Origin of the sequence: Streptomyces litmocidini, assembly GCF_014649755.1 — a bacterium.
GTDB lineage: Bacteria > Actinomycetota > Actinomycetes > Streptomycetales > Streptomycetaceae > Streptomyces > Streptomyces litmocidini.
In genome coordinates, this window is the sequence record NZ_BMTQ01000005.1 from 155,699 (window position 1) to 169,500 (window position 13,802).

Below are 13,802 nucleotides of genomic sequence, written 5' to 3' on the forward strand. Positions count from 1 at the left end.
CTCTCCGTCAGCGCCGGAGCGCCTCCAGGGCGCGGCCGACGATCCGGGCGCGCTCCGCCGCGCCGGGCACGTGCTCCAGGCCGTAGCCGAGGAGGACGGTGTCACGCGTGGTGACCGCCGCCCGGGAGTGGAAGAGCGCCGCGGAACGCGTCCAGTCGGAGGCGTTGCCGGGGCTGCCGGCCGGGGCCCCGGGGGTGGACCAGGCGCCGAGGGAGGTCTCGAAGCCCTCCGTCTCGGTCGTGGCGCCGGTGACGAGCCGGGTGTCGTCGACGAAGGCGCCCGTCCCGCCCGTACTGGGGTCGGAGACGTACGAGATCGAGAGCTCGACCTTCTTGCCCGCCCAGGCGCTCAGGTCGACGGAGGCCTGCCGCCAGCCGTTGGAGGGGCCGGTGAAGGCGTTCCAGGAGCCGGTGGTGCCGGTGGGCGCGCAGCCGTCCTCGCCGACGGTGAGGTAGTGGGAGAGGAAGGGGTGGCCGCGGACGTAGTAGCCGTCGCCGCAGTCGGCCGGGGGCCGGGCGGAGGTGCCGCCGCCCAGGTCGGGCAGCGTCGTCCAGTCGTCCTGGCCGACGGTGTGGGCCTCGACGACGAGGTTGTCGTAACCGGGCTCGGTGTCGTAGCTGACCTGGAAGTCCAGGCGGGGCCGCGACGCGGCGGCGACGCCGGTGAGGTCGACGGTCCTGGCGAGCCGGGCCCAGGTGTCGTCGGCGTGCTTGACGGCCGCGAAGCCCGATCCCTCGGCGGGCTCGAAGGGGGTGCGGATGCCCGGGTAGTCGCCCGCGGAGGCACTGCTCGCGAACTGCGGGAACTCCTCCGGCTCCAGGGTGTCCGAAGTGACGGTGTACGCGCCCGCGTCGTCCAGCGGGTTGTCGGCGGCGGCGCCGAGGGTCGCGCCGACGCCCGCGAAGGCGCCCGTGCCGGCGAAGGCGGGCGGGTTCTTGAGGCCCGCGCGGTGGTAGGCGCCGAGGTAGTACTGGGCGAAGTCGTTGGTCTCGGCCGGGCCGACCTCGGTGGGTCCGCCGGACTTCTCTCCGGCGTTGACCAGTTTGCCGCCCTCGTTGAGGTAGGCGCGGACGGCGAGCTGGGCGGCGCCGGAGGGGCGCTCGGCGCCGGTGTACCAGACGACGGTGCGGAAGTGGGAGAGCACCCCGAGGGCGTCCGGGGCGCCCTGGGCGGCGACGTCCCAGACGGCGGCCCCGCGGCCGTTGTCGGCGAGCGCCTTCACGTAGGCGTCGGCGTGCCGGGCGGCGGTGGTGCCGCCCTCGTCGGCGAGGACGAGCACGTCGCCGCGGGGACGCTCGGCCACCTCGTAGGTGAAGGGGGCGGAGGAGGTGGCGCGGCCCTCGCGGGTGCGGGCGGTGAACCGGACCTCGACGGAGTCGCCGGGGCGGGCTCCCCCGACCTCGGCGCGGTACTCGTCGAAGTAGAGGTTGTCGTCCCCTCCGTAGGTCTCGCCGCCCTTCCAGGCCTCCAGCTTCTCGCTGTGGGGGCGGCCGCCGTTGATCCGGTACGTGAGGGTCTTGCCGCGCAGCGACTTGCGCGCGGTGACGGCGACCTGCTGCTTCCGGCCCCGGGCGTAGGAGGTGGTGAAGGTCTTCGGGGTGAGGTCGGGGGCGTCGATGCCGACCGGGGAGACGGGCCGGTCCGGGTGGGCGGCGGTCTCGGCGACGGCGAGCGCGAAGGGGACGTTCTTGGCGAACTCGGCCTGGATCAGCTTCTCGTCGTCCGGGAAGGTGAAGGCGGAGGCACAGTCGGCCGGGTTCCAGGCGTCGTTCGGGTCGACGCGGGAGGCGGTGGCGCAGGTCGACATCTCCGGGGTGAACATCTGCATCCCGTTGACGTTGGCGGCGTGTCCGTCCGCCTCGCCGTTGGTGATGTACAGCTCCGAGGAGACCTGCGGGCGGTAGCCGGGCACGGCGGGCTTCTGCGGGGTGCCGGCGAGGGCCTTGAGGGCCACGTCGTCGGGGGTGTCGGTGGCGACCTGCCAGCCGACGCCGTACAGCAGGAGCTGGGAGGCCGAGTGGTAGTTGACGCCGTACGCGAAGCCGATGCGCTTCTGGAAGGCGTCCAGGGCCCTCGTCTCGGGCTCCGACATGGGGCCCTTGCCGCGGAAGGTCTCGTCGGCCGGGTCGGAGGACGAACCCTCGTTGTCGTAGCCCCACTTGTAGGCGAAGTTGCGGTTGAGGTCGACGCCGTCGCCGGGGCCGAGCTTCCCGTCCCCGTCGTTGTCGCGGAGGTTCTTCCGCCACTGGCGGTGGGCGGGGTCGGCGTGCGTGTAGTCGTAGCCGTCCGGGTTGGCGGAGAGCACGAACCACAGCTCGGTGGAGTCGACGATCCGGGTGATCCGCTCGTCCTTGCCGTAGCGGTCGAGGTAGTGGTGCATCAGCCGCCGGGTCATCTCGGGGGTGATCCACTCGCGCGCGTGCTGGTTGGACATGTACAGCGTGGCGGGCTTCGAGCCGTCCTCGGTCTTCCGCGCGCCCTTGGTCAGCTTGAGGGCGAGGATGTCCTGACCCCTGAGGGTCCTGCCGATGGAGACGACCTTGGTCAGACCGGGGTTGGCCCGTGCGGTGTCCAGGATCTCCTGCTTGAGGCCGTTCGGCCCGCCGTACGGGCGGAAGACGCCGTCGCCGGCGGCGACGACCCGCTTCGCCGCCGGGGCGGTGAGGTGGTGCTCGGCGATCTCGACGCCCTGGCCGCGCAGCTGCCCGGCCTGCCGGCCGGTGAGGAAGAGCTCGACCGTGGCGGAACCCTTCGCCGGGACCTGCTCGGTGAGTTCACGGGCGTCGGCACCGGCCTCCAGGAGCAGCGGGACCTGCTCCCGGGTGACCTCGGCCCGCCACACGGAGAGGGCGTCGCCGCCGTCCCGGTCGTTCGGCCGTGCCCCTGCGTCGGGTGCCGCCGCCACTCCCGCGATCAGCAGTGAAGCCGCGGCGAGGATCGATCTCGCTCTGCGTCTCATGTGCCCCCCTTGCCGTTGTCTGCCTCGAAGGTGAACAGACGCCAGGCTCTTGGGCGCTCATGGGACTGTCAAGGGTGCCTCGCGGGGCGTACGAAAAAGCTGCCGGTGCCTCAGAAAGGCACCGGCAGCGCGGAGTTCGGGGCTCCGCACGAGCTCCTCGTACGGGTTCGCCGTGGGGGCCCGTCGTACGGGCTCGCCGTGCGGGGCTCCGTGGGCCGGCGGATCCGGTCAGCCGACGAGGCTGTCGTCGAGCTCCTCCGTCAGGTTGGACTCGGTCCCCGGGATGCCCAGGTCCTGCGCCCGCTTGTCGGCCATCGCGAGCAGCCGGCGGATCCGGCCGGCCACCGCGTCCTTGGTCAGCGGCGGATCGGCGAGCGCGCCCAGCTCCTCCAGGGAGGCCTGCTTGTGCTCCATGCGGAGCCGGCCCGCGGCGGCGAGGTGCTCGGGCACCTCCTCGCCGAGGATCTCCAGGGCGCGCTGCACCCGGGCGCCGGCGGCGACGGCGGCGCGGGCCGAGCGGCGCAGGTTGGCGTCGTCGAAGTTGGCCAGGCGGTTGGCGGTGGCGCGGACCTCGCGCCGCATCCGCCGCTCCTCCCAGGCGAGCACCGACTCGTGCGCGCCGAGCCGGGTGAGGAGGGCGCCGATGGCGTCGCCGTCGCGGACGACGACCCGGTCCACGCCCCGGACCTCGCGGGCCTTCGCCGCGATGGAGAGCCGGCGGGCCGCGCCGACCAGGGCGAGGGCGGCCTCCGGTCCCGGGCAGGTCACCTCCAGGGAGGAGGAGCGGCCGGGCTCGGTCAGCGAGCCGTGCGCGAGGAACGCGCCGCGCCAGGCGGCCTCGGCGTCACAGGTGGCCCCGGAGACCACCTGCGGGGGAAGGCCCCGGATGGGGCGGCCGCGGCCGTCCACGAGACCCGTCTGCCGGGCCAGCTGGTCGCCTCCGGCCACCACCCGGACCACGAAGCGCGAGCCGCGCCGCAGCCCGCCGGGGGCCATCACGATCAGCTCGGAGCTGTGCCCGAAGATCTCCAGGATGTCCCGCTTGAGGCGGCGGGCCGCCATCGCGGTGTCGAGCTCCGCCTCGATCACGATGCGCCCGCTCACCAGGTGCAGCCCGCCCGCGAACCGCAGGATCGACGAGACCTCTGCCTTCCTGCAGCAGGTCCGGGTGACGGGGAGCCGGGAGATCTCGTCCTTCACCGCTGCCGTCATCGCCATGGGCCGATCCTTCCATGCATCCGAAAAATACGGTCGTACGCGGCGGCCAACAGCTCCGGGTCATGCTTGGCGGAGCCGTCGGGCCCGGCCACCGGTGCCAGCTCGACCGCGGCGCCGAGCCGCTTGGCGGCATCGACGAGGGGTTCCCTCGCTGGCACGTCGGGCACGGCGGCCTCGTCGGCCAGCACCACGTCCAGGGCGAGTTTAGGGGCGTGTCGTCCCAAAACCTCCAAATGACGCTGCGGGGAGAAGCCCTCGGTTTCTCCGGGCTGCGGCGCGAGGTTCAGCGAGAGCACCTTCCGGGCCTTCGTCTCGACCAGGGCGTCGAGGAGCTCGGGGACCAGGAGGTGCGGGATCACCGAGGAGAACCAGGAGCCGGGACCGAGGACCACCCAGTCCGCGTCCAGGACCGCCGCGACCGCCTCGGGCACGGCCGGCGGGTCGTTCGGCACGAGGTGCACGGACTGCACCTCGCCGGGGGTGAGCGCCACGGTCGCCTGGCCGCACACCGTGTCCACGTCGTCCGGCCGCTCCGGATCGTGGCCCCTGACCAGGGCCTGGAGCTCCAGGGGCACGGCGGACATGGGCAGCACCCGGCCCTGGGCGCCGAGCAGCCTGCCGACCAGGTCGAGGGCCTGCACGGGGTCGCCGAGCTGCTCCCAGAGGGCGACGATCAGCAGATTGCCCACGGCGTGGCCGTTGATCTCGCCCTTGGACTGGAAGCGGTGCTGGATCACCCGGGCCCAGGTCTGGCCCCAGTCGTCGTCGCCGCAGAGCGCGGCGAGCGCCTTGCGGAGGTCGCCCGGGGGCAGCACGCCGAGCTCCTCCCGGAGCCGTCCGCTGGAGCCCCCGTCGTCGGCGACGGTGACGACGGCGGTGAGGTCGCCGGTGATCCGGCGGAGCGCGGCGAGGGACGCCGACAGGCCCATGCCGCCGCCGAGCGCGACCACCTTGGGCTGGGCGCCGCGCCTGCGGAGCGTACGCCGCACCGCGAGGGTGGAGGCACGCCGACGGTACGGCTTCACTCGCGCCCCATGTCCCGGTGGACGACGACGGTCTCGACCCCTTCGGAGGCGAGGCGGGCGGCGAGACGCTCGGCGGTGGCCACGGAGCGGTGCTTGCCGCCCGTGCAGCCCACGGCGATGGTCACGTACCGCTTGCCCTCGCGGCGGTAGCCCGCGGCGATCAGCTGGAGGAGCTCCGTGTAGCGGTCGAGGAACTCCTTGGCGCCCGGCTGGTTGTAGACGTAGTTCGACACCTCCTCGTTGAGGCCGGTGAAGGGGCGCAGCTCGGGGACCCAGTGCGGGTTCGGCAGGAAGCGCATGTCGACGACGAGGTCGGCGTCGACGGGCAGGCCGTACTTGAAGCCGAAGGACATCACGGTGGCCCGCAGCTCGGGCTCCTCGTCGCCGGCGAACTGGGCGTCCATCTTGGCGCGCAGCTCGTGGACGTTGAGGCTGGAGGTGTCGATCACCAGGTCGGCGTCGCCGCGCAGCTCGCGCAGCAGGTCGCGCTCGGCGGCGATGCCGTCGGTGATGCGGCCGTCGCCCTGGAGCGGGTGCGGCCTGCGGACCGACTCGAAGCGCCGGACCAGGGCCTCGTCGGAGGACTCCAGGAAGACGATCCGGCGGGTGACCTGCTTGGCGTCCAGGTCGGCGAGGGACTCCCTGAGGTTGTCGAAGAACTGCCGGCCGCGGACGTCCACGACGACGGCGATCCGGGCGACGTTGCCCTGGGAGCGGGCGCCGAGCTCCACCATGGTGGGGATCAGCGCGGGCGGCAGGTTGTCCACGACGAACCAGCCGAGGTCCTCCAGACACTTCGCCGCGGTGGACCGGCCCGCCCCGGACATGCCGGAGATGATCACCAGCTCGGGAATGGCCGCCTCGGCGCCGCTGTCGCCGGGGGTCTCCTTCGTGCCCGTACTCACGTGTCCTGCTCCGTCTTCTCGGTCGTGCTCGTCGTGCGCGTGGCGCTCGGTCATGCGGTGGTGCCCCCGTCGTCTTCCATGATCTCTCCTGTGGCCGTGTTCACGGCGGGTGCGGCGGGGGCCGCCTGGGCCAGGGCCACGGCGACCGCCTCCGCGGTCTTCCGGCCGAAGCCGGGGACCTCACAGATCTGCTCGATTGTCGCCTGCTTCAGCCGCTTCACCGAGCCGAAATGCTTGATCAAGGCCTGTTTGCGGGACTCGCCGAGGCCGGGGACGGCGTCGAGCGGGCTGCTCCGGAGACGTTTGGTCCGCTTGGACCGCTGGTAGCGGATCGCGAAGTCGTGAGCCGTGTCACGCACCCGCTGGAGCAGATAGAGGCCCTCGCTGGAGCGGGGCAGCACCACCGGGTCGTCGTCGCCGGGCAGCCAGACCTCCTCCAGGCGCTTGGCGAGGCCGCAGACCGCGACGTCGTCGATGCCGAGCTCGTCGAGGGCGCGACGGGCCGCGGCGACCTGCGGCTGCCCGCCGTCGACGACGACGAGCTGCGGCGGGTACGCGAAGCGCCTGGGCCGCCCGTCGTCCTCGGCGGGGACCTCGCCGCCGACGGGAACCTCGCCGTCTCCGGCCGGGCCCCACTCCCCCGTACGGTCCTTCTCCGCCAGATAGCGCTTGAAGCGGCGCGTGATCACCTCGTGCATGGACCGGACGTCGTCCTGTCCCTCGAAGCCCTTGATCTGGAAGCGGCGGTACTCGCTCTTGCGGGGCAGCCCGTCCTCGAAGACGACCATCGAGGCGACGACGTCCTCGCCCTGGAGGTGCGAGATGTCGAAGCACTCGATCCGCAGCGGCGCCGAGTCCAGGTCCAGGGCCTCGGCGATCTCCTCCAGCGCCCGGGAGCGGGTGGTGAGATCGGCGGCCCGCTTGGTCTTGTGCAGCACGAGCGCCTGCTGGGCGTTGCGCGCGACCGTCGCCATGAGGTCCTTCTTGTCGCCGCGCTGCGGGACGCGCAGCGAGACGAGGGACCCGCGGCGGCCGGAGAGCCAGGCGGAGACGGCCTCCGCGTCCTCGGGGAGCGCCGGGACCAGGACCTCCTTGGGGACCGCTTCGCCGCTCTCCTCGCCGTACAGCTGCTGGAGGGCGTGCTCCACGAGCCCGGCCGTGTCGACGGCCTCGACCTTGTCCGTGACCCAGCCGCGCTGGCCCCGGACGCGACCGCCGCGCACGTGGAAGATCTGCACCGCGGCCTCCAGCTCGTCCTCGGCGAGGGCGATCAGATCGGCGTCGGTGGCGTCGGCGAGGACGACCGCGTTCTTCTCCATGGCCCGGCGCAGGGCCCCTATGTCGTCGCGGAGCCGGGCGGCCTTCTCGTACTCCATGTCCTCGGCCGCGATCGCCATCTGCTTCTCGAGCCGGCGGATGTACGTGCCGGTGCGGCCGGCCATGAAGTCGCAGAAGTCCTCGGCCAGTTCGCGGTGCTCCTCGGGCGCGACCCGGCCGACGCAGGGCGCCGAGCACTTGCCGATGTAGCCGAGGAGGCAGGGCCGTCCGGCGGAGGCGGCGTTGCGGAACACGCCGGCCGAGCACGTCCGCACCGGAAACACCCGCAGCATCAGGTCGACGGTCTCGCGGATCGCCCACGCGTGCGCGTACGGCCCGAAGTAGCGCACGCCCTTCTTCTTGTGGCCGCGCATGACCTGGACGCGCGGGAACTCCTCGTCCATCGTCACCGCGAGGTACGGATAGCTCTTGTCGTCCCGGTACTTCACGTTGAACCGGGGATCGAACTCCTTGATCCAGGAGTACTCCAGCTGCAGCGCCTCGACCTCGGTGGACACCACCGTCCACTCCACGGAGGCGGCCGTCGTCACCATGGTGGCCGTGCGCGGGTGCAGGCTCGTGAGCGGCTGGAAGTAGTTCGCCAGCCGCTGACGCAGGGACTTCGCCTTCCCCACGTAGATCACCCGGCGGTGCTCGTCGCGGAACTTGTAGACCCCCGGGGAGTCGGGGATCTGACCCGGCTTGGGGCGGTAGCTGGAGGGGTCTGCCATGCTCACCACCCTACTGGCGCCCACCGACACCCCACTCCGCCGAACCGCCCCGCGAACACCCGCCCGCCGAGCCGCCGCTCCCACCGCGCAGGGCCCGCACCGGCCGTGCGGCGCCCCGCCCGCCGACGCGCCGCCGAGCGAGCCCGCACCCGGCCGGACGGCGCCCCTTCCGCACCCCCCGTGTGGGCGATCGTCCCGCTGGGGCGCCCGCAGCAGGTGCGGGTGCGGTGGGCGCGGAGTGGGAGCCGGGCGCGGGGCCGTGGGATTCCGGGCCGCTCAGGCCCGCGGCGCCTCGGGCCCGGCCACCAGCTTGCCGTTCTCGACGCGGATCGGGACCTCGGGGAGCGGGACGGTGGCGGGACCGTGGATCGCCTCGCCGGTCGTGACGTCGAAGCGGCTGCCGTGGCAGGGACAGTTGCCCTCGTTCTCCTCGACCTTGTCGAGGACGCAGCCGGCGTGGGTGCACTGGGCGCTGAAGGCCTTGTACCGCCCCTTGGCCGGGCAGCTCACGACGAGCCGCTGCTCGCGGTAGAGCTTGGAACCGCCGACCGGCACCTCGTCCGGGGCGCCGAGCGGGACCGGCGCGGTCGGGGTCGGGGTCTGGGCGTGGCCGAGCTTGGAGTCGGTGGAGCAGGCGGCGACTCCCAGCCCGGCGGCTCCGGCGAGCGCCGCGCCTTTCAGTACGGTGCGGCGGCTGGACTGGCCGGACATGTGCGCTCCACGGTGAGATCGGGGACAAGACACCCAGGGGTGACCGAACCGACGATACCGGCGGCCTCCCGGGGCCCGACGCCGGGGGCTGAGACCTGGCGCGGGGGCCCGGCGCCGGGGTCCGGGACCCGAGGCCTGGCACGGCCCCGACGCCGAGAGGCGGGCCCCGACGCCGAGAGGCGGGGCCCCGGGTCGGGACCCCGCCTCCGCCGTCACGCCCGGTCGGCCGTCACGCCTTGCGGGCGCGGCTCGTCGTCTTCTTGGCGGTCGCCTTCTTCGCGGGGGCCGCCGCCTTCTTCGCGGGAGCCTTCTTCGCCGCCGTCTTCCTCGCCCCGCGGGCCGCCGGGACCTTCCCGCCGGCGTCGCTGATCCGGTCGGCGCCGAGGATCTCGCGGAGGAACTTGCCGGTGTGGCTCTCGGGGACCGAGGCGACCTCCTCCGGCGTGCCCTCGGCGACCACCAGGCCGCCGCCGCTGCCGCCCTCGGGGCCCATGTCGACGACCCAGTCGGCGGTCTTGATGACATCGAGGTTGTGCTCGATGACGATCACCGAGTTGCCCTTGTCGACCAGGTTGGACAGGACCTTGATCAGCTTCGAGATGTCCTCGAAGTGGAGACCGGTGGTGGGCTCGTCCAGGACGTAGACCGTGCGGCCCGTCGAGCGCTTCTGGAGCTCGGAGGCGAGCTTGACGCGCTGCGCCTCGCCGCCGGAGAGCGTCGGCGCGGACTGGCCGAGGCGGACGTACCCGAGGCCGACCTCGTTGAGCGTGCGCAGGTGGCGCGCGATGGTCGGGACGGCCTCGAAGAAGTCGAGTGCCTCCTCGATCGGCATGTTCAGGACTTCGGCGATGGACTTGCCCTTGTAGTGGACCTCCAGGGTCTCCCGGTTGTACCGGTCGCCGTGGCAGACCTCGCACGGGACGTAGACGTCCGGGAGGAAGTTCATCTCGATCTTGATCGTGCCGTCGCCGGAGCAGTTCTCGCAGCGGCCGCCCTTCACGTTGAAGGAGAAGCGGCCGGGCAGGTAGCCCCGGACCTTGGCCTCCATCGTCTCGGCGAAGAGCTTGCGGACGTGGTCGAAGACGCCGGTGTAGGTCGCCGGGTTCGACCGCGGGGTGCGGCCGATCGGGGACTGGTCGACGTGCACGACCTTGTCGACGAGGTCGTCGCCGTCCACGCGCGTGTGCCGGCCGGGCACCGACTTGGCGCCGTTCAGCTCGCGCGCCAGGTGGGTGTAGAGGATGTCGTTGACCAGGGTCGACTTGCCGGAGCCGGAGACGCCGGTGACGGCGGTGAGGACGCCCAGCGGGAAGGAGACGTCGATGTCCCGCAGGTTGTTCTCGCGGGCGCCGTGCACGGTGAGCCGGCGCCCGGGGTCCACCGGGCGGCGGACGTCCGGGGTGGCGATCGCCCTGCGGCCGGACAGGTACTGTCCGGTCATCGACTCCTCGTTGGCGAGGAGCTCCTTCAGGGAACCGGAGTGGACGACCTTGCCGCCGTGCTCGCCGGCGCCGGGGCCGATGTCGACGACCCAGTCGGCGACCTTGATGGTGTCCTCGTCGTGCTCGACGACGATGAGCGTGTTGCCCATGTCCCGGAGCCGGACCAGGGTCTCGATCAGCCGGTGGTTGTCGCGCTGGTGGAGGCCGATGGACGGCTCGTCGAGCACGTACAGCACGCCGACCAGGCCGGAGCCGATCTGGGTGGCGAGCCGGATGCGCTGGGCCTCGCCGCCGGAGAGCGTGCCCGCCGCCCGGTTGAGCGAGAGGTAGTCGAGGCCGACGTCGACGAGGAAGCGCAGCCGCTCGTTGACCTCCTTGAGGACCCGCTCGGCGATCTTCTTGTCGCGGGCGTTGAGCGTGAGGCGGGAGAGGAACTCGGCGCAGTCGCTGATGGACATCGCGGCGACCTCGGCGATGGACTTCTCCATGACCGTGACCGCGAGGACGATCGGCTTGAGGCGGGTGCCCTCGCAGGTGGGGCAGGGCACCTCGCGCATGTAGCCCTCGAAGCGCTCGCGGCTGGAGTCGCTCTCGGCCTCGCTGTGGCGCCGCTTGACGAAGGAGACGGCGCCCTCGAAGGCGGGGGTGGTGTACGCCCGCTCGCGTCCGTACCGGTTGCGGTAGCGGACCTCGACCTGGGTCTTGTGGCCGTGCATCAGGGCCTTCTTGGCACGCTGCGGCAGCCCGGCGTACGGGATGTCCGTGCGGAAGCCGAGGGCCTGGGAGAGGCCGCCGATGAGCCGGCCGAAGTACTCCTTGGTGTGGCCGTGCGACCAGGGGTGGATGGCGCCCTCGTCGAGGGACTTGTCCTCGTCGGGGACGACCAGCTCGGGGTCGACCTCCATGCGGGTGCCGATGCCGGTGCAGTCGGGGCAGGCGCCGAAGGGCGAGTTGAAGGAGAAGGAGCGCGGCTCCAGCTCCTCGAAGGAGAGGTCGTCGTACGGGCAGTAGAGGTGCTCCGAGTACATCTTCTCGCGCTCGGGGTCATCCTCGGGGAGGTCGACGAAGTCGAGCACGACCATGCCGCCGGAGAGTCCGAGGGCGGTCTCGACGGAGTCGGTGAGCCGGCGCTTGGCGCTGTCCTTCACGGTGAGGCGGTCGACGACCACCTCGATCGTGTGCTTCTCCTGCTTCTTCAGCGTCGGCGGCTCGGTGAGCTGCACGGTCACGCCGTCGACGCGGGCGCGGCTGTAGCCCTTGGTCTGGAGGTCGGCGAAGAGGTCGACGAACTCGCCCTTGCGCTCGCGCACGAGCGGGGAGAGCACCTGGAAGCGGCTGCCCTCGGGCAGCTCCAGGACCTTGTCGACGATGGCCTGCGGCGACTGGCGGGAGATGGGACGGCGGCACTCGGGACAGTGCGGCTTGCCGATGCGGGCGAAGAGCAGGCGGAGGTAGTCGTAGACCTCCGTGATGGTGCCGACCGTCGAGCGCGGGTTGCGCGAGGTCGACTTCTGGTCGATGGAGACGGCGGGCGAGAGGCCTTCGATGAAGTCGACGTCCGGCTTGTCCATCTGGCCGAGGAACTGCCGGGCGTACGAGGAGAGCGACTCGACGTACCGGCGCTGACCCTCGGCGAAGATCGTGTCGAACGCGAGGGAGGACTTGCCCGACCCCGAGAGCCCGGTGAAGACGATGAGGGAGTCACGCGGGAGGTCGAGCGAGACGTTCTTGAGGTTGTGCTCGCGAGCGCCACGGACGATGAGACGGTCGGCCACGCCGGTCCGCACCTTTCTTGAGAGAGCGGATGTGCCTGACACACCCAACAACCAAGGATGCCGGATGCTTCCATCGAGCCTATAGCACGCACATTCGATTTCCGGCCGCGTGGAGACCGCTTCACCCGAACGAGTGGCGGCGCGCGGGGCGCCCCGACGGCCGGGCGGGACCGGATCTGGCCCCACCGGCACGACACCCCCTAGGGTGCGGGCCATGATCGACCACGAGCGCGACCTCGCTTCCGTACGAGAAGCGACCGAGCGGCTGCTGAACGACGCCGCCTCCTGGGACAACGCGGCCGTCGCCGAGCCGTCACGGCTTCCCGGCTGGACCCGCGGCCATGTCCTCGCCCACGTCTCCCGCAACGCCGACGCCCTGGTGAACGTCCTCCGGGGCCGGCCGATGTACGCCAGCGCCGAGACCCGCGACGCCGACATCGAGCGCGACGCGGACCGCCCCCTCGACGCCCAGCTCGCCGACCTGCGGGCGACCGGCGAACGCTTCCAGGAGGCCGGCGCCGAGCCCGCCGACTGGAGCCGCACGGTCGAGCTCCGCAACGGGGTCACCGACAGCGCCTCCCGGATCCCCTTCCGCCGCTGGGTGGAGGTGGCCCTGCACCACGTCGACCTGGGCGTCGGCTACGAGCTGGAGGACCTGCCGGAGGAGTTCGTCCTGCGGGAGATCGAGTTCCTGACGGAACGGTTCACGGGCAACGCCTCCGTCCCGCCGACCCGGGTCCTGGCCGCGGACGGCACGGGCGCGTGGACCACCGGCTCCGCGGAGGGCACCGAGGTGACCGTGAGCGGCCCCTCCCCCGAGCTCCTCGGCTGGCTCGCCGGCCGCCGCGACGGCTCCGCCCTGAAGACCGAGGGCGGCCCCCTGCCGGAGCTTCCCCCGCTGTAGCCGCCGCCGTCGGTCGCCGGAGCTAGTCTGAGGCCATGACGTACAGCGGAGTGGTGAAGGTCGGCGGCGCGGCGGACGTGCACGAGCTGACGGACCTGATGATCTCGAAGGTCGCGGTCGGCCCGATGGACAACAACGCGTACCTGCTGCGCTGCCGGGCGACCGGTGAGCAGCTGCTGATCGACGCGGCCAACGAGCCCTCGACGCTGCTCACGCTGATCGGTGACGACGGCATCTCCGCCGTCGTCACCACCCACCGGCACGGCGACCACTGGCAGGCCCTGGAAGAGGTCGTCGCCGCGACCGGCGCCCGGACCTACGCGGGCGCGTACGACGCGGAGGGCATCCCGGTCGGGACCGACGAACCGGTGGAGGACGGCGACACGATCCGGGTGGGCCGGGTCGAGCTGACCGCGCGCCGCCTGGTCGGGCACACCCCGGGCTCGATCGCCCTGATCTACGACGACCCGCACGGCCACCCGCACGTCTTCACCGGCGACTGCCTCTTCCCGGGCGGCGTGGGCAACACCTGGAAGGACCCGGAGGCCTTCGCGAGCCTGCTCCACGACGTGGAGACCAAGCTCTTCGCGGTCCTGCCCGACGAGTCCTGGATCTACCCCGGCCACGGCCGGGACACCACGCTCGGTGACGAGCGCCCGCACCTCGCGGAGTGGCGCGAGCGCGGCTGGTGACGCCGGGCGCACGGCCCCCGAGCTGCGCACCTCCGCACGCCCCCGTAACCGGGGCGGCGGCGGGGTAGTTGGCGCGACATGCGCCAAAGTCACCCTCCGTCGCCGTCCCGGCCGCCCTCCGCC

9 protein-coding genes are annotated in these 13,802 nt (G+C 72.3%); 2 read left to right on the plus strand and 7 right to left on the minus strand.

What is annotated here, in order from left to right:
- Positions 1 to 7 precede the first annotated feature (7 nt).
- From IE180_RS12995 to uvrA, 7 genes are all read right to left on the minus strand, one after another.
- Entirely contained in the window at positions 8 to 2,959 is a 2,952-nt protein-coding gene (locus IE180_RS12995; RefSeq protein WP_190157009.1) for a M14 family metallopeptidase, read from the minus strand.
- Between the two features lie 228 nt (positions 2,960 to 3,187).
- Positions 3,188 to 4,177 (minus strand): DNA-binding protein WhiA, encoded by a 990-nt coding sequence (gene whiA / locus IE180_RS13000; protein ID WP_030205188.1) that lies wholly within the window; start codon positions 4,175 to 4,177, stop codon positions 3,188 to 3,190.
- Positions 4,168 to 5,202 (minus strand): gluconeogenesis factor YvcK family protein, encoded by a 1,035-nt coding sequence (locus IE180_RS13005; RefSeq protein WP_190157010.1) that lies wholly within the window; start codon positions 5,200 to 5,202, stop codon positions 4,168 to 4,170. Before IE180_RS13005 ends, whiA begins: the two co-directional genes overlap by 10 nt.
- Positions 5,199 to 6,161: an RNase adapter RapZ gene (rapZ, locus tag IE180_RS13010; RefSeq protein ID WP_190157011.1), complete on the minus strand. Its 963-nt coding sequence runs from the start codon at positions 6,159 to 6,161 to the stop codon at positions 5,199 to 5,201. Before rapZ ends, IE180_RS13005 begins: the two co-directional genes overlap by 4 nt.
- The gene (gene uvrC, locus IE180_RS13015; protein WP_190157012.1) at positions 6,158 to 8,155 is read right to left on the minus strand and encodes an excinuclease ABC subunit UvrC; all 1,998 of its coding nucleotides are present in this window, start codon (positions 8,153 to 8,155) and stop codon (positions 6,158 to 6,160) included. The genes rapZ and uvrC overlap by 4 nt, the downstream gene beginning before the upstream one ends.
- A 276-nt stretch (positions 8,156 to 8,431) precedes the next feature.
- The gene (locus tag IE180_RS13020; protein ID WP_190157013.1) at positions 8,432 to 8,866 is read right to left on the minus strand and encodes a Rieske (2Fe-2S) protein; all 435 of its coding nucleotides are present in this window, start codon (positions 8,864 to 8,866) and stop codon (positions 8,432 to 8,434) included.
- 229 nt (positions 8,867 to 9,095) lie between these two features.
- Positions 9,096 to 12,083 carry an excinuclease ABC subunit UvrA gene (gene uvrA / locus IE180_RS13025; protein ID WP_190157014.1) on the minus strand — a complete coding sequence of 996 codons (2,988 nt, stop codon included), beginning with the start codon at positions 12,081 to 12,083 and terminating at the stop codon, positions 9,096 to 9,098.
- 214 nt (positions 12,084 to 12,297) lie between these two features.
- Between uvrA and IE180_RS13030 the strand changes: the two genes are divergently transcribed.
- Positions 12,298 to 12,987 (plus strand): maleylpyruvate isomerase family mycothiol-dependent enzyme, encoded by a 690-nt coding sequence (locus IE180_RS13030; RefSeq protein WP_190157015.1) that lies wholly within the window; start codon positions 12,298 to 12,300, stop codon positions 12,985 to 12,987.
- A 35-nt stretch (positions 12,988 to 13,022) separates the two neighbouring features.
- Entirely contained in the window at positions 13,023 to 13,679 is a 657-nt protein-coding gene (locus IE180_RS13035) for an MBL fold metallo-hydrolase (RefSeq protein ID WP_190157016.1), read from the plus strand.
- Positions 13,680 to 13,802: the final 123 nt, after the last annotated feature.

Excerpts from the sequence above, each read along its gene's own strand:
- IE180_RS13035 (WP_190157016.1), top strand. The coding sequence starts at position 13,023 with ATGACGTACAGCGGAGTGGTGAAGGTCGGCGGCGCGGCGGACGTGCAC.
- IE180_RS13020 (WP_190157013.1), bottom strand. The coding sequence starts at position 8,866 with ATGTCCGGCCAGTCCAGCCGCCGCACCGTACTGAAAGGCGCGGCGCTC.
- whiA (WP_030205188.1), bottom strand. The coding sequence starts at position 4,177 with ATGGCGATGACGGCAGCGGTGAAGGACGAGATCTCCCGGCTCCCCGTC.
- IE180_RS12995 (WP_190157009.1), bottom strand. The coding sequence starts at position 2,959 with ATGAGACGCAGAGCGAGATCGATCCTCGCCGCGGCTTCACTGCTGATC.
- rapZ (WP_190157011.1), bottom strand. The coding sequence starts at position 6,161 with ATGACCGAGCGCCACGCGCACGACGAGCACGACCGAGAAGACGGAGCA.
- IE180_RS13030 (WP_190157015.1), top strand. The coding sequence starts at position 12,298 with ATGATCGACCACGAGCGCGACCTCGCTTCCGTACGAGAAGCGACCGAG.
- uvrC (WP_190157012.1), bottom strand. The coding sequence starts at position 8,155 with ATGGCAGACCCCTCCAGCTACCGCCCCAAGCCGGGTCAGATCCCCGAC.